Here is a 19944-nt window from a genome sequence, read left to right on the forward strand (position 1 = left end):
TGTATTTCAGTGCAAATGTGCAATCAGCCGGTGGCTCGGCCCGACGAGTGGCGGCGCTACCTGTTAGTTCTGACAGTATCCGAACAGCAGCGTTAAGTATTCAATCCTGTCTAACGTAGTTGGTAATAGCCATTCACACATGCGTCGGAGAACACCATGGGCAACAGTTCAGCAGATGATGCTATCAACAAAGAAAATGCCGCAGGTTTTGCCGCTGCTGAGGCTGCCGGGGTGGCGACTGTTCCGACATTGCCTGCACCTGACATAAGCAACGTAGAGCCCGATGGATTAATTCTAATAAAATATCTATTTGACGATTTGGTCGTTAAGTTAACCAAGCCTTGGCAATTTTTGCCCCAACTCGGCGAGAGCGACTTTGTGACCTTCATATGGCACGTCGAGGGCAGCGTCGCGTTTGATCTTGAACCGATTGAGTTGGTAGGGCCTATTACCGCGGATGATTTTCCTGTTGAGGTAACGATACCTCAGGCTTATTTTCTCAACAGTGCGAAGGTGCGTGTTTCTTACCGTGTTAATAACTTGTTTGTTGACAGCGAGGTTTTTGAAGTTTCGTCCGACAGGACAATTATTATCGACAGAGTTGCGCCGGGGGGCGGCCAAGTGCTTAACGCCGCCAGGTTTCTACTCGATCCTATTACAGAGTACGATTCAAGCAATGCCACGGCTGAGGTCGACGTGCCCGGCGATTACCTTGATCGAAAAGCGTTCGACACGGTTTTATGTTATTTAAGTGACCGAGACACACTGCCTACACGCCCGGCCATCCATGAGCAATCATTTGCTGCTGTGAGTGGCCCTATGCGTGTGAATATTCCGATGGCGGAGATTCGCAAGTTTGCCGGCGCGCCCCTGCTGTATTTCTTTTATCGTCTGCGTGACCGTGCGGGGAATATCTCTGCTCAATACTCATTCGTTGCGAGTACCGGCCTGCAGTTGAATGCCCCGCCCGCCAACCTGTCGGTACCTGAAGTGCCGGCGTATGATTCCGATTTGCTGGTTAATCGGGAGGACGCACGTCGTATTGTCTCGGTCAGGGTGCGTCACTACGACAACCTGTTGGCAGATGATCAGTGTGTGGTCGAGTGGGACGGTATTAAGCTCCCGCCGGTGCCAGTCAGCGCGTTGCCATTCTCGGTCAGCGTGGAGTGGAGCGTGTTGATCGCCAAAGGCGCGAACCTGCGCCGAATCATTAACTTACCCGTGCGCTACGCCATTCTCCGCGCAGGCGATACGGTGGGCCCAGGCATCAGCTCCCCAGTGAAACGGGTCACTGTGGACATGACGATTGCAGGCCAGGAAAACCCTCAGGCGCCTGCGCTGCTGAACCGTCAATTGGCCCTGGTTAACATCCATGGCGCGGTCTCCCAGATTCCCAACCGTCTGGACAGCAGTGATGCCAACCAGCCGGTGAGAGCGTCGTTTACCTTGTTCGACAACCCGGTGCAGGGTGAGCGCGCCTTGCTTTTCTGGCCAGGCCAGGCGACACCGGTCGCGACTTATCTGGTTAAGCCGGGTGACGTCGGCGGGAAGATCGTCGACTTTGACAATCGAATTGATTGGCAGGTGATTCAGGCCGGCGGCAGTAATGCGAACACGCTTGTGAGTTACCAGACCGATAATGGTGTGAACCAACAGTTATCGCCTGATCAAACGGTTTTTGTCAGTCTTACTCCGCCCATCAGTTACCCAAAACCCAGCTTTCCCCAGACGGCGCCACACCCTCATAAATGGTTGGCGTGTGATGCGAAAGTGTGGGAAGGCATTAAAGTGGTGGTCAACCCCGCACCGAATGTTCTGCAACCGGGAGACCAGGTCGTGTTGTCATGGCAGGGCTATCTAAACTACCCGGATCGCAATCCGCTTCCTGCAACCGCCGACACCTTTGAATATGTTTGGGTGGCGGGCGATACGACGCATGAATATATCATTGAGCCTTACGAAGCGCTGATCAGGCCATTGAGTGACTATGCAGGGGGAGCCGCTCGTTACAGTGTATTCCGTGAGGGTATCTTACAAGGGACATCAGCAACCGCCTACGTGCCGATTGATCGTAAGTACAGCACGGGTAAATACTGCGGGCCGAACGGTGTAGGGCCTGGGGAAAAATAAGAACGGCTGTTTTATAAGGTTGCGGTGGAGAGGGCGACAGGCACTCTTCATCACGAACTTCTTCGTCTCTAATAATTGTATTGGCGGGCGCGGAAAGAAGTAACGCTCTAAAGGGTCAGCAGGGCATTAATGCACGTTGACTGTCTGTGTTTGTTCGGCATTCATATCAAATGAAGATGGAGAATATATATGAGCACCCCTGTGTCTGCAAAAGTTGCCGCCATACTTGCCGCTGGGCCCACGCTGCGTGCACCTGAGGTCTTGGGCGCACTCAATCCTGCGACGGGCCTTATTTCAGCAGAAGCCGCCAAGCTGCCCTCCACGCTGAGGTGTGAATTGGGGAGTGAAACGCTGAGCGATGACTGGATCGAAATACTCATGCAAGACCTCTCCCAGCCGTTGCCCAATTGGGTAACGCGGTATGGCCCTGCCCAATTTGAAATAACGTCGACAGACGCCACGCTTGATGTGACCGTCCCTTTTACTCAGTCAGAAATAAACGATGGAGGGATAAGGGACGGTCGGTATCAGTTCCAGTACAGGGTGTTTGTGAATGATTACGATGAGAATGACGTAGCAAGACCGCAGGAAGAGTTTAACTTTTCAACGTCCGGGAATTTCACGGTTGACCGGTTTGCTCCCTGGTCCAGTCAGATAAATAGCGTTCAACCCCCTGTCTCAACTTACACAGGGACTGGGGATCCGGCGCAGCCGCTGACACAGGCTATTATTAACAATGACGGGGGGGCACCCTTCAACCTTGCCAACAATACCTACCCGTATCCGGCCGGGCAATGGGCACTCGGCGATACCTACACACATTACTGGAGCCAAGATACGGTTCCACTGGCTGCGTTTGTGGTAGGGACGACGCTGGCGCTGCAAACCGGCAACACATTTACCGTGCCTGCCCGTTTTATCACCGGCAGCGGTGTCTGGTATTACTTCTACACCTGCACCGACGCTGCGGGGAACGTCAGCCGGCCATCGATCGTTAATCGCTTCAATGTGTCGCTGTTGCCGACGCCCACGCAACTGGATATTTTCATTCCGTTGGCACCGGCACCGGTAGGGGGCAGTGTCGATGATCTGCTCAATATTGCGGACTATTTGGCACGTATCGAGTTCCAGGGGACCTACACGGACCCGCAGTTTAATCTGGATAAAATTCAGTGGAAGGTGGGCTCACAACCGTGGACTTCGTTATCTGCTACGTTCACCACCTTACCGGTGGTCATCTCGGGAACAGTACTTAACGATTTGCTAAAGATCGAATACGGGAAGCAGAGGGGGCCTGTGCCGACCCCCATGCAATTTCGGGTAAATCAAAACGGCGCAATTACCGATTCTCCTCCTAAGATCGTCAAGGTCGACTTGAGTGTACCGGGCCCGGAAAACCCAGGCGAGCCTGGAAGCCGGAACCCCAATTTGAATCCAGCGCATATATATGGCCAAGGTTCGCTGGTGGCGGATGAGTTGACAGCCGAGCATGCCAATAAACCTATTACCGTGGAGATTGTATTGTGGACGGCCGAGGACATACCCGGACCCAATCAGTGGATCCACGTTGTAGGCAGCGATGGCATTGCAGTGTTGCCTCCTTATGAAATCACCAATCAATTGCCGGGTGACACGGTCAGTTTTGATATCCAATGGGACTCAGGTTTAATCAAGTTTAATGGTGTTCAGAACATTCACTATTTTATCGCGTCCTCGGCAACGCCGGCGCCCACCGACAACATCAATAGAGCGCCGGATACAGAGATTACTGTGACAGACGCTGTGATGGTTTCCCTGGAACCGCCTGAGTTTGTCAATGCGAAGGGCCCAGTCGGTAAAAGGGTTTGGACCTGTGATTCGATGGGGCCAAGGCCGCAAGTAAACCCTGCTAATTATGACGGCCGGATTTTCGTGCCTGGGGACCAGAGGTTTGTGTTGAATCAGATGCTGCAGTTGGTTGTCCGGATTACGTCACCCACGGCAGACGCTTTCATAATCCTCGAAGAGCTTATTACACCTCAGGTTAGAGCCAGTGGCTTTACGTTCCCCGTACCGTTCTCATTCCTCAGGCCGCTTCGATCGGGGCTCGTACAGGTGACCAGCATCGCACCACTCGTAGGCAACGTCAGCGGGCGCGGCAATAACACCATCACCGGGCGCACAACGTTGGCGAACACATATTGTGATTTTGTCCTGGTAACAAACCCTTAGGGCACCACGTAGGTAAGCAGTCGGTATGACTACGTCTCCCTCTTTTGGAGGGGGACGCAAGTCACTGACTTTTTTCTGTTAATCAGCCACTTGAGACACAGGTTTTTACCAAGGACTTAAGGGATTGTTCCTACAGAATGTCGGGCTTTTACTCCTTAGTCTGTGTGCCTCAGAGGTTAGGCTCGCTTTTTATAGACCAGCCAAACCGTTTTCGTAGGCTTTGCCAAAGAGTGATTGACCATGTCGGCACTGAATATATTCGAACTCAAGCCCTTGAGTAAGATGATGAAAGTCCCAACCATTACGTTCTGCCTGTTTGCTGCGGTACATGGGCAAGCGCAAGCCGCTCAGTTGAACGGTGAGCAAAAAACCATTGACGCCACTGAGCAAACTACGGATTGGCAATTGTTTAACCAGTCCACCCTGGACATAAACAACGCAACGGCCACCAGCATTGCACTCGCAGCCTCTACGCTGAACATGAATGCCGGCAGTCAGGCCAATGATGTTCGTGCGACTAACGGGTCCGTGGTTCATCTCGAATCAGCGCATGTAACTTCGAACAACCCGGTGTTCGGCGCAGTGCGCCTGGAACAAAGCGCTGCGTTTATCAATAGCAGTACGATTACCAACAACAACGGCGTGGGTTTGCAAGCCGTTGGTGCTGTAAGTTCCGACGATGGCTCGTCAACACAAGTAAGCAACAGCATTATCAGCGGTACTGCCGGCGGGGCGGAAGCCAGCAGCGGTAGCCAGATGGACTTCAAGCAAGGCACCTTGGTACAAGGTACTGGCGTGAACAGTTTTGGCCTTTCCCTGCGGGGTGCCACGGCAACGGCCACCCAGGCCACGATCGTCGGCCAGGGCAGCGGGGTATCGTTTACCCGCGGACGTTTTGATACGACCGATGGCAAGTTGGTATTGGACCAATCCGTTGTTGAGGGCAAAACCGGTTCCGCCATTTCGGTCAGGGCCTCGCAAGGCCTGGCCCCGGTGGTAGAAATAGAGGTGCGCAACGGCTCCACGCTCACGGGGGGTAACGGTAATCTGCTGTCTGTCACGGGCGGCAGTTCAGCGACGATGACGGTTGATAACAGCCGTTTGACCGGCAATGTGGTGGTCGATGGCACCAGCACCGCCCATTTGACCCTGCAGAACAACGCCGAGTTGACTGGCCAGTTGCAGAATGTGTCCAGCTTGAACGTGGGCAATGCTTCCAACTGGAACATGACGGGCGACAGCCAGGTCGGTGTACTGAACATGACCGGTGGTACGGTTACCATGGGCGCCGGGGATGCGTTCTATCAACTGAACCTGAATACGCTTGCCGGTGATGACACGTTTGTTATGGGCACCGATTTCGCGCAAGGCAAGACGGACTTCATCAATGTCACCGGCGAAGCTACGGGTAATCACAACCTGTTGCTGTCGGCCAGTGGCGCTGAGCCGGTCAACCCCGATCAGGTTCGCGTGGTCCATACCGGCGGTGGGGATGCGCAGTTCTCCCTGATTAATGGCCCGGTGGATGCAGGTGCTTTTGCCTACGATCTGAAAAAAGAAGGCACTGATTGGTATCTCGACCCGGAAACCCGTACGAAAAGCCGTGGCACCCGTGTGGTAACGGCACTCTTCAACACCGCGCCGACGGTGATGTACGGCGAAGAGGCCTCGTTGCGCGCCCGCATGGGTGAGTTGCGTTTCGAGCCAGGCCAGGCGGGTCTTTGGGTTCGTGGTTTTGGTAACAAGTACAACGTGTCCGAAAGTTCGGGTACCGCGTATACGCAAAACCAGCGCGGCTTCTCCATCGGTGCGGACATGCCGCTGGTAGACAGCCAATGGCTGGTGGGTGTGATGGCTGGTCATAGTACCTCCGACCTTAACCCTGCGCGCGGCTCCTCGGGTACCGTCAAGAGCTACTTCGTGGGCGCTTATGCAACCTGGATGGACCAGGAAAGCGGGTTCTACTTTGATACGGTAGCCAAGGCCAACCGTTTCCAGAACGAAGCCAAAGTAAGCCTCAGCGACGCTACATCGACCAAAGGTAATTACAACAACGTGGGTGGCAGCCTGTCGGCTGAGTTCGGTCGCAATATCAAACTCGATGATGGCTGGTACGTTGAACCTTATGGTCGACTGTCGACGATTGTGGTCCAGGGTGGAAACTACAGTCTGAAAAATGGCTTGAAAGTCGACGGTGAACGTACCCGTTCACGTATCGCTGAAGCCGGCGCGACAGTAGGGCGTGATATCCAGCTCGACAGTGGCACCATTATCCAGCCGTACCTGCGTGCGGCCATGGTTCACGAGTTCGCCAACAATAATAAGGTTGCGGTCAACAACCAGACCTTCAACAATGACCTGTCAGGTTCGCGCGCCAAGTTTGGTGCCGGCGTAGCGGTGAAACTCTCGCAGAACCTGCAAATGCACGCGGACCTTGAAACCAGCTCCAGTAATAAAATCGATCAGGTACTGGGTGCCAACGTTGGCGTACGTTATTCCTTCTAACTAAAGCGCCGGTCATTAAAAAGCCCTGATCTTTCGATCAGGGCTTTTTTGTCGTTGGTTAATTACTCTGTTTCAAGTGAAAATTGAGGGTGACGTATTCTATGCGAATCTCATTAGTCGTTGACTGGAGCTTGCCGGTGACTTCAAAAGGACTGAGTGACAGCTTTTCAATAACCAGGATCGCTTTACCAGGCTTGTTTTCTGGATCTCCGCTGCGACTGCTGATGCACTGGGCGACCAAAACAGGGTCTTCGGCCTTGTAGGAAACCCAGGCCATTGGAGGATTGTGCGTTCGCAGTTGCAGTTCTTTGCCGAATTCGACATCGCTCGGGAATTGGATGAATACATCTTCTGCCACGTTGCCGTCTTCATGTTTGTGAATAAGGTTCATGCTGACAATGCCTTGATGGATGCTCCATTTACCGATATCGGTTTTAAATGAGTGATCACCAATCGTTCCTTTTACCTCGCCAGTTGCGTCGCGGGGGGCTGGTTTTTCAGTTGCCAATTTCAGTGTCGCTGCCATGATCGCCTCTCCATCAATGATGTTTTTGCAAGATTCAGAAGCGCTGATGCTTCTGACTGCAGGTATCAAGCGACAAATAAAATATTTATGTAACTGTCAGAATTCACAGTTTACAAATGCGTGTCTATCTTCTTCGTTACGCCGCTTGTGAAGGCAGTATTCAACTGTGCCCGTACAGCGCTATGTTTGAATAGCTCACGCTATTAGAGGCCTTTCCTCACACTTGTCTACTGTCATAGTTGACAGTCTAATAAAAGACTTTTAATAGCTTTTTCATCTAAGTGTGCAGGCGACAAGGCCAGGGGTCTGGCCAGCCAAGCTCAGCTGAACAGACCCGCGGCGATATTGATCGAGAAGCCAAGGATGGCGGTATTGAACAAGAAGCCGATCAACGATTGGCCCAACACCACTTTACGCATGCTGCGCGTGGCAACGCCTACATCGGCCGTCTGCACCGCCACGCCAATGGTGAACGAGAAGTACAGGAAGTCCCAATAGTTGGGGTTACGCAAACCTTCGGCAAAGCGCAGCGCCGGCTCGTCACCTTCCCACGTATAAAAAAGCCGCGCGTAATGCACGCTGAAAATCACGCCGGTCAGCAACCATGAACCGATCACCGTCATACCGGTAAAACCGTAATGCAGCAGGCGCGCGGTGCTGTCCAGGTCTTTGCTGCCCACCAGGTTCAGCGTGATGGTCGCCAGGCTGGCAATCGCCGCGATGCACACCATGAACAGCACCAACCCTGCGTTTTCATCCTCAATCTCGGCGAAGCGTTTGACGTCGTCGGCACGCGAGCGGCTGGTCAGCCACAGCATCAGTATCAGGTAGGTCCAGACGCCGGCGTTCCAGCCGATGAGGATTTTGCTGATGATCGTGTCGGCGGGCGCCAGGATGCCCACGGCAAGGCCCAGGACGGCGGCGGCGGAGAGGCGAGGGTGGGTGCGGGCGAGGAAGGCCATAGGTGCTCACAACAGGGGAGGTTGTGAGCACCATAGCGCATTTTCAAACGGGTTATGAACGCTTGCGCACCAGCTTCATGACGACCACAAAGAACACCGGCACAAACACCACCGCCAGTGTTGCGGTGATCATCCCGCCTATCACGCCCGTGCCGATCGCCTGCTGGCTGGCCGAGCTGGCACCGGTGGCAATGGCCAACGGCACCACGCCGAGGATAAAGGCGAGCGACGTCATGATGATGGGCCGTAAACGCAGGCGCGCGGCTTTCAAGGTGGCGTCGATCAAGTCTTCGCCCTGCTCATACAAGTCCTTGGCGAACTCGATGATCAGGATCGCGTTCTTCGCCGACAAGCCAATGATGGTGATCAGGCCGACCTTGAAGAACACATCGTTAGGCATGCCGCGCAAGCTCACCGCCAATACGGCGCCGAGCACACCCAGCGGCACCACCAACAATACCGACGTTGGAATCGACCAGCTTTCATACAGCGCGGCCAGGCACAGGAACACGATCAACAGCGACAGGCCCAACAGCAATGGCGCCTGGGACCCGGACAAGCGTTCCTGCAACGACAAACCGGTCCATTCCTGGCCCAGGCCCGCCGGCAGTTGGCTGACCAGGCGCTGAATTTCTTCCATCGCCTCACCGGTGCTGTGCCCCGGTGCTGCTTCACCGCTGATGGCGATGGCCGGGTAGCCGTTGTAACGCGTCAACTGCGCAGGGCCCTGGGTCCATTTGGCTTCGACGAATGCCGACAACGGCACCATCTTCCCGGCGTTGTTGCGCACGTTGATCTTCATCAAGTCCGCCACCTGGCTGCGCTGGTCGCCTTCGGCCTGCACGACCACCCGCTGCATGCGGCCCTGGTTGGGGAAGTCGTTGACATAGGCTGAGCCGATGGCCGAGGACAGCACATTACCCACGTCCGCGAAGGAGACCCCAAGGGCGTTGGCCTGCTTGCGGTCAACCTGCAACTGCACTTGCGGCGCTTCAGCCAGGGCGCTTTCGCGCACGTTGGCCAGGATCGGGCTTTTCTCGGCGGCCGCCAGCAACTCGGTACGTGCCTGCATCAACGCGGCATGGCCGACACCGCCACGGTCCTGCAAGCGGAACTCGAAACCGCTGGAGGTGCCAAGGCCGTCCACGGGCGGTGGCAGGATCGCAAAGGCAATCGCATCCTTAAGCTCGCCGAAAGCGGCGTTGGCGCGGTCGGCAATGGCCGAGGCCGAATCCTCGCTGCTGCGTTTCGACCAATCCTTGAGCGTGGTAAACGCCAGCGCCGCGTTCTGCCCGGAACCGGAAAAACTGAAGCCCATGATCATGGTGGTATCGCCCACCCCAGGCTCCTCGGCGTTATGCGCTTCGATCTGCTCGGCCACCTGCACCGTGCGGTTCTTGCTCGCACCCGGCGGCAACTGGATATCGGTAATGGTGTAACCCTGGTCCTCCACCGGCAGGAACGAAGAGGGCAGGCGGCTGAACATCCACCCCAGGCCCACCAGCAATACCAGGTAGATCAGCAGGTAACGGCCGCTGCGCTTGAGGGCATAGGCCACCCAGCCTTCATAACGGTCCGTGAAGCTTTCAAAACGTTTGTTGAACCAGCCGAAAAAGCCGCTTTTGGCGTGGTGCTCGCCCTTGGCAATCGGTTTAAGCAAGGTAGCGCATAAGGCCGGGGTCAACGTCAGGGCGAGGAACGCCGAGAACAGGATCGAGGTTGCCATCGACAGCGAGAACTGCTGGTAGATCACCCCGACCGAACCCGGCATGAACGCCATTGGCAGAAACACCGCGACCAACACCAGGGTGATACCGACGATGGCCCCGGTAATCTGGCCCATGGCCTTGCGCGTTGCCTCTTTGGGCGACAAGCCCTCGGTGACCATGATGCGCTCGACGTTCTCCACTACCACAATCGCATCGTCCACCAGGATGCCGATCGCCAGCACCATGCCGAACATGGTCAGCACGTTGATCGAGAAGCCCAGCAACAACATGGTGGCGAAGGTGCCCATCAGTGCAATGGGCACCACCAGCGTCGGGATCAAGGTATAGCGCACGTTCTGCAGGAACAGGTACATCACCGCAAACACCAGCGCCATCGCCTCGAGCAAGGTGTAGACCACTTTGGTAATCGAGACCTTGACGAAGGGCGAGGTGTCGTACGGGATCTTGTACTCCACGTTGGCCGGGAAGTAGCGCGACAGCTCGTCCATCTTCGCCCGCACCAGGGTCGCCGTTTTCAGCGCGTTGGCGCCCGGCGACAGCTGCACACTGACGGCGGTGGATGGCTTGCCGTTCAGGCGTGTGGAGAACTGGTATTCCTGGCTGCCGATCTCCACCCGCGCCACGTCGCCGATACGCACGGTGGAGCCGTCAGGGTTGGCTTTGAGCACGATGTCGGCGAATTCCGCCGGCGTCGACAGTTGGCCCTTGACCAGGATGGCGGCGGTGATTTCCTGGGTCTTGGTACCCGGCAAATCACCGATGCTGCCCGCCGAGACCTGGGCGTTCTGCGCGCTGATTGCAGCGTTCACGTCGGCCGGGGTGAGGTTGAAGCCAATCAACTTCTGCGGGTCGATCCAGATACGCATGGCGCGCTCGGCGCCATACAGCTGGGCTTTGCCCACACCGTCCAGGCGCTTGAGCTCGTTCATCACGTTGCGTGCCAGGTAATCGCTGAGCGCGACGTCATCGAGCTTGCCGTCGTTGGAGGTCAGGGTGACCAGCAGCAGGAAGCCAGCGGAAACCTTTTCCACCTGCAAGCCTTGCTGGGTCACCGCTTGCGGCAAGCGCGGCTCTACCGCTTTAAGGCGGTTTTGCACATCAACCTGGGCCATTTCCGGGTTGGTGCCCGGCTGGAAGGTGGCGGTGATCGTGGCCGAACCCAGGCTGCTCTGGGATTCGAAATACAGCAGGTGATCGGCGCCGTTGAGCTCCTGCTCAATCAGGCTGACTACGCTTTCATCCAGGGTCTGGGCCGAAGCGCCCGGGTACACCGCGTAGATTTCCACCTTTGGCGGCGCCACGTTGGGGTACTGCGCGACTGGCAACTGCGGGATGGCGAGCGCGCCGGCCAGCAAGATAAACAGGGCGACCACCCAGGCGAAAATCGGGCGGTCAATAAAGAACTGCGGCATGGCGGGTTATTCCTTTACGAGCTGGCCAGGGGCCGGGCTGTCGTCCACTTCGACTTTTTCACCGGGGCGCGCGTGTTGCAGGCCTTCGACGATGATGCGATCACCGGGCTTGAGGCCGCTGCTGACGATCCAGCGATCCTCGACGACCGCGCCCAGCTCCACCGGCTGTTGGCTGACGGTCTGCTCGGCGTCCAACAGCAGCACCATCGGGATGCCGGCGCTGTCGCGCGTAATGGCGCGTTGCGGCACGCTGATGCCTTGCTTATCAACCGCTTGTTCCAGGCGCACGCGCACAAAACTGCCGGGCAGCAGGTCGAGGTCCGGGTTGGGGAACTCGCTGCGCAGGATGATCTGCCCGGTGCCCGGGTCGACGCTGATCTCGGCAAACAGCAATTTGCCCGGCAGCGGGTACAGGCTGCCGTCGTCCTGGATCAGCGTGGCCTTGGCCTGGTCCTGGCCGACCTGCTTCAAGCTGCCGGCACGGAAGGCGCGGCGCAGGTCATTCAGCTCGCGGGTCGACTGGGTCAGGTCAGCGTGAATCGGGTCCAGTTGCTGGATGATCGCCAGTGGCGTGGCTTCGTTCTGGCCCACCAGTGCACCCTCGGTCACCAGCGCGCGGCCGATTCGGCCGGAGATCGGCGCAGTGACGGTGGCGTAGCCCAGGTTCAGCTTCGCACGCTCGACGGCAGCCTTATTAGCGGCGACTTCGGCGTTGGTCTGGCGCACGGCGGCGCGGGCATTGTCGTAGTCCTGGCCGCTGATGGCATTGCCTTCTACCAACTGGCTGTAGCGCTGTTCTTGCAGGCGTGCCTGGAAGGCATTGGCCTGGGCCTTGTCCAGGTTGGCCCGAGCGCTGTCCAGGTCAGCCTTGAACGGGGCCGGGTCAATGCGAAACAGCACATCGCCCTGTTTCACGTCGTGGCCTTCCTTGAACACGCGCTGCATGACCACGCCAGCGACCCGTGCACGCACTTCGGCAATGCGCGGTGCGGCGATTCGCCCGCTCAGTTCGCTGGTGATGGAGAGGGGTTTGGCCTGCAGGGTTTCGATGCGGACTTTGGCCAAGGGCATTTCCGGCGCGTCATCGGCCGACTTGCCACAAGCACTCAGTGCCAGCGTCAAGGCCAGCAGGCAAAACGGCGCAAACAGATTCTTCGACATGCTCATATCCCAATATTGACTGGCGCATCCTAAAGTCACCTGCGCCGCGGTGCTGTGAAGCTCTGTAGCCCGTCTGTGAAGAAATGTAAGGTGCGGCGCGCTGAGCGCCGGGGGCGTATATCCTTGCACAATCCTGCAACACACCAACAAACCGCATTATTTGGAAACACCATGCCCAACATCCTTCTGGTGGAAGATGACGCCGCGCTCTCCGAGCTGATTGCCAGTTACCTGGAACGTAATGGCTACCACGTCAGCGTACTCAGCCGTGGCGATCACGTTCGCGAGCGCGCACGCCTTAACCCGCCGGACCTGGTGATCCTCGACCTGATGTTGCCGGGGCTTGACGGCCTGCAGGTGTGTCGCTTGCTGCGTGCCGACTCGGCGGGCTTGCCGATCCTGATGCTCACCGCGCGAGACGACAGCCACGATCAGGTGCTGGGCCTGGAAATGGGCGCTGACGACTATGTCACCAAGCCCTGCGAGCCGCGCGTATTGCTGGCGCGAGTGCGCACCTTGTTGCGCCGCAGCAGCCTGTCCGACCCCCAGGTTGCCAACGACCAGATCATCATGGGCAACCTGTGTATCGACCTGTCCGAACGCACGGTGACGTGGCGCGAGCAAGCGGTGGAGCTGTCCAGCGGTGAATACAACCTGCTGGTGGTGCTGGCCCGGCATGCCGGTGAAGTGCTCAGCCGCGACCAGATTCTGCAACGCCTGCGCGGTATCGAGTTCAACGGTACCGACCGCTCGGTGGACGTGGCCATTTCCAAGCTGCGCCGTAAGTTCGACGACCATGCCGGCGAAGCGCGCAAGATCAAGACCGTGTGGGGCAAGGGTTACTTGTTCAGCCGTTCCGAGTGGGAATGCTGATCCATGTTTCGTGCGCTGCTACGCCTCTACCTGATCACCATCGTCACCTACAGTGCGGCGATCTACCTGATTCCCAAACTGGTGATCAAGGTGTTCGAACATCGCTACATGAACTACAACGTCGAGCAGAGTGGCGGTCAGCAAAAGCTGATCGTTGAACACTATCTGCGCGTGCCGGTGGAGCACTGGTCAGAGGTCACCGCGCAACTGGGCCGTGACTTTGCGCCGCTGAAAGTGCAACTGCTGCTGCGCCAGGACGCGAGTTACACCCCTGAAGAAGAGCACCTGCTGGAGCAAGGCAAACCGGTGATCCGCCTGGGAGAGTGGGGCTGGATGGATCAAATCAGTTCACCGGTCAACGATCAATTTGTGGTCAAGCTGACGATCCCGCCCGACCCGCTGGACATGAACCTGCTGTACTGGTCGATGAACGTGTTGATCGGTGCTGCGCTGCTGGCGTGCCTGCTGTTTTGGCTGCGCCCGCATTGGCGCGACCTGGAGCGCCTGAAGACCACCGCCGTCCAGTTGGGCAGGGGCAACCTGGCTGAGCGTACGCACATTCCCGCCAGGTCCAACATCGGCAGCCTGGCCACGGTGTTTGACACCATGGCCGACGATATCGAGCGCCTGCTCAACCAGCAGCGTGACCTGCTCAATGCGGTCTCCCACGAACTGCGCACACCGCTGACGCGCCTGGACTTCGGCCTGGCCCTGGCCCTGTCGGAAGACTTGCCCCAGGCCAGTCGCGAGCGTCTGCAAAGCCTCGTTGCGCACATCCGCGAGCTGGACGAATTAGTGCTGGAATTGCTCTCCTACAGCCGCCTGCAAAACCCGGCGCAGTTGCCGGAGCGTGTGGAAGTGGTGCTCGACGAGTTTATCGACAGCGTGCTGGGCAGCGTCGATGACGAGTTGGAAAACCCCGAGATTGTCATCGATGTGGCGCTCGACTGTGCCGTGGAGCGCGTCAGCCTCGACCCGCGCCTCACGGCCCGCGCCCTGCAGAACCTGCTGCGCAATGCCACGCGGTATTGCGACAAGCGCATCCAGGTAGGCGTCAAGGTCTGTGCCAATGGCTGTGAAATCTGGGTGGATGACGATGGCATCGGCATTCCCGTGGACCAGCGTGAGCGTATTTTCGAGCCGTTTTACCGCCTGGACCGTAGCCGCGACCGCGCCACTGGCGGCTTCGGCCTGGGCTTGGCGATCAGTCGGCGTGCGATGGAAGCCCAGGGCGGCACGTTAACGGCGCTGGCATCGCCGCTGGGCGGTGCGCGGTTTCGCGTGTGGTTGCCCAGCGTCGGCTGATCAGAGCACCTTGACGGCGCGGCCGATGGCCTGGATCGGCCCGGTCGGCTTGCCGGTCTGCGAACCACGCGGGTCTTCCAGGGTCAGCTCGAACAGCTGGTTTGGCGTGAGGGGTGGCAGTTTGTCCAAGGGCACCGACAGGGTCTGCCCCGGTTTGACCAGGCCCAGTGATACGGGGCCTTGCCAGCCATCGCCTTTGGTCCAGAATTGCAGGGCCTTGTCGGCCGGCACGTCCATCACGCCCAACGGAATCAACTGGATCTGTTGAGTATTGCTGGCCTGGATGACCCAACCCGGTGCCTGGCTTTGAGGCGCCACCAGCACCACCACAAAGGTCGGTTCAGCGCTGGGCGGGCGGGTCAGCAGCAGCGCGGCCAGTACCAGTGTGGTGACCAGCCCCGCACCGGCCAAACCGCGCCAGAGTGCAAGCAGGTTCCACCAGGGCTCGCGGGTATCGGCGCGCCCAACAGTGCGTTCGATGCGCCGCCATAGCTGTGCGGACGGGGGGACCGGTTCGGCCAATGCCGTCAGGGGCAACAGGCGTTGTTCCCAGGCGTCCACCGCCGTGCGCAACGCGGCGTCGTGTTGCAGGCGTCGTTCAACCTCGGCGCGCTGTTCAAAGGGCAGGGTGCCCAGCACGTATTCGCTGGCCAGTTCGTCCAATGGGTTACTCATGCCATGCACTCCCGCAGCGCGGCGAGGCTACGTTTGATCCAGGCTTTGACGGTCCCCAGCGGGGTGTCCAGTTTCTGCGCGATTTCACTCTGGGAATAGCCGTCGACATAGGCGTGGAGGATGCAACGGCGGCGGGCCGGGTCTAGCTGTTCCAGGCAATGGTGAATCTGCCCGCTGCGTGCGCTGAACTCAACGGCGTCGTCGTCGGCGGCGGCGAGGTCGTCATGTTCCTCGCCTAACGGCACCTCGCGGTGATGATTGCGCACGAAATTCAAGGCCAGGTGCCGGGTCACGCTGAATACCCAGCCACGCGCCGAACCGCGGTCGGGGTCGAAGCTGGCGGCGCCGCGCCAGATCTTGATAAACGCGTCGTGCACGATGTCCTCGGCCAGGGCTTTGTCGCGGGCAATGCGCAAGGCCACGCCGAGCAGACGGCTGCTGTCCTGCTCATACAGCCGACGCAGGGCGCGTTGATCGCCACGCGCGCAGGCCAGAAGGCAGGCTTCGTAGTCAAAAGGGGCTTCAGGCAAGGACCGGGGTTTCCGCCGCAAGAACATGATCAATGCCCCGACCCAAAGGTCGGGGCGCCAGCGCATTAGCCTAGCTGAATGTGCTCAGTTGGCTGCCCAGAATATGTAGTCGGCCTGGTATTTCACCACTTCCTGCTTGCCCTTGTTGGCGGCGGTGCACGCGGTACTCGGCGCCACGCCCCCTTTAAGAGCGACCCGCTGGATATAACTTACGCCAGTCATCGCACCCTTGCCCTCGGCCGGGTTGGCCTTGACCAACTGATAGGGCAGGTTGCCCGCACCCGACGGCGCCACCGCCAATTGGGTGCCGGTGACCTTTGAACCGTCCTTGGCTTGCCAGGTGGCCGGCGGGCCGAAGTAGGTGCCCACTGGCTTGCCGCTGCGGTCATTCAGTACCGCTTTGGGGCCGACGAAGGTCCATTCGGTCTGGCCGGCAGCGTTAGCTTTGTCGCGGCATTCGTAGGTGATTTCGCCGACGCCGGTGGTCTCCAGCGCCACCTTGTGGCCATCCGGCACCTTGATGCTGTCGGGTAAACCGGTTTGGGCAAAGGCGGTGGGGGCGCCGAGGAGCAAACCAGTCAGGCAGAGCAATGCTTTAGCGTTCATCGGGACTTCTCCATTGAGTAGAACAGCAGGGTTGCTGTGGGTACTACCCATGAGCCGCCTGATTGGATGCACCGGTTAGAAAATAAAATGCGAAGGGCGCACACTGTGCACCCGCTTTACCCGAGGAGAGATTGGCAATGACTGGTATTCACGCGTCTGCTCAACAAGGGTTTTCTACCCAGGCCGTCGCTTACGCCCACGGTCGACCGGACTATCCACGGCAACTCACCGGCTGGTTGAGCGACACACTGGGTATTAGCGCGCAGTCGACGGTCATCGACCTGGGCGCCGGCACCGGCAAGTTCACCCGCTTGCTCAATACCCTGGCGCCCACGCTGATTGCCGTGGAGCCGGTGCCGGCAATGGGCGCGCAGTTGAGCAAGCTGCTGCCGGATGTGCACCTGGTCAATGGCACCGCCGAAGCGATTCCGCTGGAAAGCGCCGTTGCGGATGCGGTGGTGTGCGCACAAGCCTTCCACTGGTTTGCCACCGAGGCGGCCGTGGCGGAAATCCACCGGGTACTCAAACCGGATGGACGCCTGGGATTGGTGTGGAATGTGCGCGACGAGTCGGTGGATTGGGTCGCCGCCATGACTGAAATCATCACGCCATACGAAGGTGACACGCCGCGCTTTCACAGCGGCCGTTGGCGCGAAGCCTTCACCGGCAAGTATTTTTCCGCGCCCGAAATCACCTGCTTTCCCTATCAACATGTGGGCAGCCCTCAGGAAGTGATCATGGATCGCTTTCTGTCGGTGAGCTTCATCGCGGCGCTGCCTGCCGCGCAAAAGGCCACGGTGACTGCGCAATTGCTCACGCTGATCGACACCCATCCTGCTTTGCGCGGGCGCGATACGGTAGCTTTTCAGTACCAGACTCAAGCCTACGTCTGCCATCGGCTGACAGAAAAAGCATAAAGTCAGATCATATTGATATAAGTCGTTATAAGAAAAATCGCTATCCTGCGGCCAGAAATTTATAAGGCCGCGGGTAGCTGCAATGGATGTAGGTAATATTGGTTTTGTAATCGCTGGCCTGATCGTTGGTTTTATCGTGGGCATGACGGGTGTAGGTGGGGGCTCTTTGATGACCCCGATCCTGTTGTGGTTCGGCATTAACCCGGCCACCGCCGTGGGCACCGACCTGTTGTACGCCGCCATCACCAAGTCCGGTGGTGTGCTGGTACACAGCAAGAACAAGAACATCGACTGGACCATCACCGGCTGGCTGACCCTGGGCAGTGTGCCCGCCGTGCTGCTGACCTTGTGGTTCCTCGCCAGCCTGCACACCGACCCCAGCGCGATGAACGCGGTGATCAAGCAAGCCCTTGGCGTGGTGCTGCTGTTGACCGCCCTGGCGATCCTGTTCAAGAAAAGCCTGTTGGCCTTCGCCCAGCGCCATGCCGGCGATGACTACCACATGAGCCCGCGTAACCTGAACGCGCTGACGGTGGTCACCGGCGCAATCCTGGGCACCATGGTAGCCTTGACCTCTATCGGCGCCGGCGCCCTGGGCACCGTCGCGCTGTTTATCCTGTACCCGTTTCTGGCGACGCGACGTTTAGTCGGCACCGAGATCGCCCATGCCGTGCCGTTGACCCTGGTGGCGGGCCTGGGCCACGCCAGCATGGGTAATATGGACTGGCACCTGCTGGGCTTTTTGCTGATGGGGTCGCTGCCGGGGATTTACCTCGGCAGCCACATGACCGGCAAAGTCCCGGACGGCGTATTACGCCCATGCCTGGCGATCATGTTGATGACCATCGGCTACAAGCTGGCGTTCTAAGGCGTACGCCATTCAAGTGTGGGAGCGGGCCTGCTCCCACCTGTTTTCCGCGTCAGATTTTGGCCGGGCCGTTGCCGATCTGCCATACAAACGGTGGCTCGGTGCCGTTGATCACCCAATCACCCACGATGCGCGCCTTGTAGATCACCGGGTTGTGGGATGACACGGTGCGCGCATTGCGCCAGTGGCGGTCGAGGGCTTTACCCTGGCGCACGTCCGAGGCCCCCAGTGCGTTGAACAATTCGCTGGTGGCACGCTGGATCAGCGCTGACACCACCACCTGCGCCGTCGCTGATTCAATCTCGGCAGCCACATTAGCTGCACGTTCTGCGGCGTCATCCCCGGCAAATCGCGCCAAGTAAGCCTGTTGCGCCGGCACTGCAGCTTTAAGCGCGCTGGCCTCGGCGGCGTAGATCAGTGCTGCCACCTCACCGACGACTTGTTGAACCTGCGCATCCTGGCTGACGTGGGCGGCATTGCCATGGCTGTAAATGCGTTTGCGACTGCGCACCTGATGCGCCACGTCGTTGAGCGCGGCGCGACCAATGCCGGCCAGGCTCGCCAGCAGCACCAACTGGTAAAACGCCGTCTGGTATTTGAAACGGGTGGCAAAATCGATGAGGTTTTCCGTTTCGACGATGGCGTCGGTAAAGCGCGTGGTGCCGCTGCCGGTGGTGCGCTGGCCGAAGCCGTCCCAGTCATCGCTTTGCACCACGCCGGGTTGGCGCGTGCGGGTGGCGGCAATCACGTCGCCACCGGTGTCGCTGCGCTGGGCATATACGTCGATCCAGTCGGAGAAAATGCTGCCGGTGCTGTAGAACTTTTCGCCGTTGAGTTTCCATTGGTCACCGTCGGGGCTGACCTGGGTGACGACGTCGCCGATCGCGACATTGCCGATTTCAGTCCAGGCGCAGCCGACGATATCGCCATCGACAAAACGCTTGAACCACAGGTCGCGACCCGCGCTCGGTGGTGCATTCAGGCGGTCTTCGGCAAAGGCGAAGTGGCCGCGCAGGGCCTGGGGCACGTTGGAGTCGGCGGCGGCCAATTCAATCAGCAGTTCGAACAACTGCGGCAGGGACGCACCACCACCGCCGTATTCCACCGGCACCCGCACCGCGCCAAAGCCGGCCTCCTTGAGCCATTGAATCGGCTCATGGGGCAGGGTACGGCTTTGTTCACGCGCCAGTGCGCCGTCGGCGATACGCTGGAATATCGGCCGAAAACGTGCGGCCAGGGTGGGGTAATCGACGCCGGTGGACAGCGGGTTGATGACGTGTTGCTCGGTCATGGGGTACGGCTCCTGGGCAGTGATCAAGTGTTACGGTGATTGCACAGTCCGTGCCGGGTTCTTCAGCCCGTATTCAGGGGCAAAGGGTGCAATTCACTGTTGCTCCAGCAACAGTGTTTCGACAAACCGGCGCGATCCCTGACATTCGTCGCCCAGCGACCCAGCGCTGTGTTTCTTGCCGCGATGCCCATGGCCCGGGCGTTTGCCAAGGCCTGGCACGCTTGCTGCTCAACCCTTCGGTA

The 19944-nt window shown here is 58.6% G+C and carries 15 protein-coding genes; 7 read left to right on the forward strand and 8 right to left on the reverse strand.

What is annotated here, in order from left to right:
- The first annotated feature begins 156 nt into the window (after positions 1-156).
- The 3 genes from A7J50_RS12930 to A7J50_RS12940 all read left to right on the forward strand — a co-directional run bounded on the left by A7J50_RS12930 (position 157) and on the right by A7J50_RS12940 (position 6846).
- Positions 157-2130 carry a hypothetical protein gene (locus A7J50_RS12930; RefSeq protein ID WP_237140903.1) on the forward strand — a complete coding sequence of 658 codons (1974 nt, stop codon included), beginning with the start codon at positions 157-159 and terminating at the stop codon, positions 2128-2130.
- A 189-nt stretch (positions 2131-2319) separates the two neighbouring features.
- Positions 2320-4341, forward strand: coding sequence for a hypothetical protein (locus A7J50_RS12935; RefSeq protein ID WP_064452147.1), 2022 nt, complete (start codon positions 2320-2322; stop codon positions 4339-4341).
- A gap of 240 nt (positions 4342-4581) precedes the next feature.
- Positions 4582-6846, forward strand: a complete 2265-nt coding sequence (locus A7J50_RS12940; protein WP_064452148.1) for an autotransporter outer membrane beta-barrel domain-containing protein — start codon at positions 4582-4584, stop codon at positions 6844-6846.
- Positions 6847-6904: 58 nt separating this feature from the next.
- Here A7J50_RS12940 and A7J50_RS12945 read toward each other — a convergent pair whose 3' ends face one another.
- The 4 genes from A7J50_RS12945 to A7J50_RS12960 form a co-directional block, all read right to left on the reverse strand.
- Positions 6905-7372 carry a hypothetical protein gene (locus A7J50_RS12945; protein ID WP_064452149.1) on the reverse strand — a complete coding sequence of 156 codons (468 nt, stop codon included), beginning with the start codon at positions 7370-7372 and terminating at the stop codon, positions 6905-6907.
- Positions 7373-7692: 320 nt separating this feature from the next.
- Entirely contained in the window at positions 7693-8334 is a 642-nt protein-coding gene (locus A7J50_RS12950; protein ID WP_064452150.1) for a DUF1345 domain-containing protein, read from the reverse strand.
- A 52-nt stretch (positions 8335-8386) separates the two neighbouring features.
- On the reverse strand, positions 8387-11476 hold the full coding sequence (locus A7J50_RS12955) for an efflux RND transporter permease subunit (protein ID WP_064452151.1): 3090 nt from the start codon (positions 11474-11476) through the stop codon (positions 8387-8389).
- A gap of 6 nt (positions 11477-11482) precedes the next feature.
- On the reverse strand, positions 11483-12637 hold the full coding sequence (locus tag A7J50_RS12960; protein ID WP_064454925.1) for an efflux RND transporter periplasmic adaptor subunit: 1155 nt from the start codon (positions 12635-12637) through the stop codon (positions 11483-11485).
- Positions 12638-12808: 171 nt separating this feature from the next.
- Here A7J50_RS12960 and A7J50_RS12965 point away from each other — a divergent pair, with 171 nt between their 5' ends.
- Together A7J50_RS12965 and A7J50_RS12970 are read left to right on the forward strand one after the other, a co-directional pair.
- Entirely contained in the window at positions 12809-13510 is a 702-nt protein-coding gene (locus tag A7J50_RS12965; protein ID WP_053256356.1) for a response regulator transcription factor, read from the forward strand.
- Positions 13511-13513: 3 nt separating this feature from the next.
- The gene (locus A7J50_RS12970; protein WP_064452152.1) at positions 13514-14815 is read left to right on the forward strand and encodes an ATP-binding protein; all 1302 of its coding nucleotides are present in this window, start codon (positions 13514-13516) and stop codon (positions 14813-14815) included.
- Here the strand turns inward: A7J50_RS12970 and A7J50_RS12975 are convergent, their stop codons facing one another.
- The 3 genes from A7J50_RS12975 to A7J50_RS12985 form a co-directional block, all read right to left on the reverse strand.
- Positions 14816-15490 carry an anti-sigma factor gene (locus A7J50_RS12975; RefSeq protein WP_064452153.1) on the reverse strand — a complete coding sequence of 225 codons (675 nt, stop codon included), beginning with the start codon at positions 15488-15490 and terminating at the stop codon, positions 14816-14818. It abuts the gene before it with no gap.
- Positions 15487-16020 (reverse strand): sigma-70 family RNA polymerase sigma factor, encoded by a 534-nt coding sequence (locus tag A7J50_RS12980; protein ID WP_064454926.1) that lies wholly within the window; start codon positions 16018-16020, stop codon positions 15487-15489. Before A7J50_RS12980 ends, A7J50_RS12975 begins: the two co-directional genes overlap by 4 nt.
- A gap of 84 nt (positions 16021-16104) precedes the next feature.
- Entirely contained in the window at positions 16105-16626 is a 522-nt protein-coding gene (locus A7J50_RS12985; protein WP_064452154.1) for a DUF3455 domain-containing protein, read from the reverse strand.
- 137 nt (positions 16627-16763) lie between these two features.
- Between A7J50_RS12985 and A7J50_RS12990 the strand changes: the two genes are divergently transcribed.
- Both A7J50_RS12990 and A7J50_RS12995 read left to right on the forward strand, forming a co-directional pair.
- Positions 16764-17543, forward strand: a complete 780-nt coding sequence (locus tag A7J50_RS12990; protein WP_064452155.1) for a class I SAM-dependent methyltransferase — start codon at positions 16764-16766, stop codon at positions 17541-17543.
- Positions 17544-17625: 82 nt separating this feature from the next.
- Positions 17626-18411 carry a sulfite exporter TauE/SafE family protein gene (locus A7J50_RS12995; RefSeq protein WP_064452156.1) on the forward strand — a complete coding sequence of 262 codons (786 nt, stop codon included), beginning with the start codon at positions 17626-17628 and terminating at the stop codon, positions 18409-18411.
- Between the two features lie 52 nt (positions 18412-18463).
- Here A7J50_RS12995 and A7J50_RS13000 read toward each other — a convergent pair whose 3' ends face one another.
- Positions 18464-19702, reverse strand: coding sequence for an acyl-CoA dehydrogenase family protein (locus A7J50_RS13000; protein WP_064452157.1), 1239 nt, complete (start codon positions 19700-19702; stop codon positions 18464-18466).
- Between the last annotated feature and the right edge of the window lie 242 nt (positions 19703-19944).

The organism is Pseudomonas antarctica, assembly GCF_001647715.1.
Lineage (GTDB): Bacteria > Pseudomonadota > Gammaproteobacteria > Pseudomonadales > Pseudomonadaceae > Aquipseudomonas > Aquipseudomonas antarctica_A.

What these genes read in the sequence shown, in the direction of transcription:
- A7J50_RS12955 (WP_064452151.1), bottom strand. Translation starts at nt 11,476, where the DNA reads ATGCCGCAGTTCTTTATTGACCGCCCGATTTTCGCCTGGGTGGTCGCC.
- A7J50_RS12935 (WP_064452147.1), top strand. Translation starts at nt 2,320, where the DNA reads ATGAGCACCCCTGTGTCTGCAAAAGTTGCCGCCATACTTGCCGCTGGG.
- A7J50_RS12930 (WP_237140903.1), top strand. Translation starts at nt 157, where the DNA reads ATGGGCAACAGTTCAGCAGATGATGCTATCAACAAAGAAAATGCCGCA.
- A7J50_RS12965 (WP_053256356.1), top strand. Translation starts at nt 12,809, where the DNA reads ATGCCCAACATCCTTCTGGTGGAAGATGACGCCGCGCTCTCCGAGCTG.
- A7J50_RS12985 (WP_064452154.1), bottom strand. Translation starts at nt 16,626, where the DNA reads ATGAACGCTAAAGCATTGCTCTGCCTGACTGGTTTGCTCCTCGGCGCC.
- A7J50_RS12960 (WP_064454925.1), bottom strand. Translation starts at nt 12,637, where the DNA reads ATGTCGAAGAATCTGTTTGCGCCGTTTTGCCTGCTGGCCTTGACGCTG.
- A7J50_RS12945 (WP_064452149.1), bottom strand. Translation starts at nt 7,372, where the DNA reads ATGGCAGCGACACTGAAATTGGCAACTGAAAAACCAGCCCCCCGCGAC.
- A7J50_RS12950 (WP_064452150.1), bottom strand. Translation starts at nt 8,334, where the DNA reads ATGGCCTTCCTCGCCCGCACCCACCCTCGCCTCTCCGCCGCCGCCGTC.
- A7J50_RS12975 (WP_064452153.1), bottom strand. Translation starts at nt 15,490, where the DNA reads ATGAGTAACCCATTGGACGAACTGGCCAGCGAATACGTGCTGGGCACC.
- A7J50_RS13000 (WP_064452157.1), bottom strand. Translation starts at nt 19,702, where the DNA reads ATGACCGAGCAACACGTCATCAACCCGCTGTCCACCGGCGTCGATTAC.
- A7J50_RS12970 (WP_064452152.1), top strand. Translation starts at nt 13,514, where the DNA reads ATGTTTCGTGCGCTGCTACGCCTCTACCTGATCACCATCGTCACCTAC.
- A7J50_RS12995 (WP_064452156.1), top strand. Translation starts at nt 17,626, where the DNA reads ATGGATGTAGGTAATATTGGTTTTGTAATCGCTGGCCTGATCGTTGGT.
- A7J50_RS12940 (WP_064452148.1), top strand. Translation starts at nt 4,582, where the DNA reads ATGTCGGCACTGAATATATTCGAACTCAAGCCCTTGAGTAAGATGATG.
- A7J50_RS12990 (WP_064452155.1), top strand. Translation starts at nt 16,764, where the DNA reads ATGACTGGTATTCACGCGTCTGCTCAACAAGGGTTTTCTACCCAGGCC.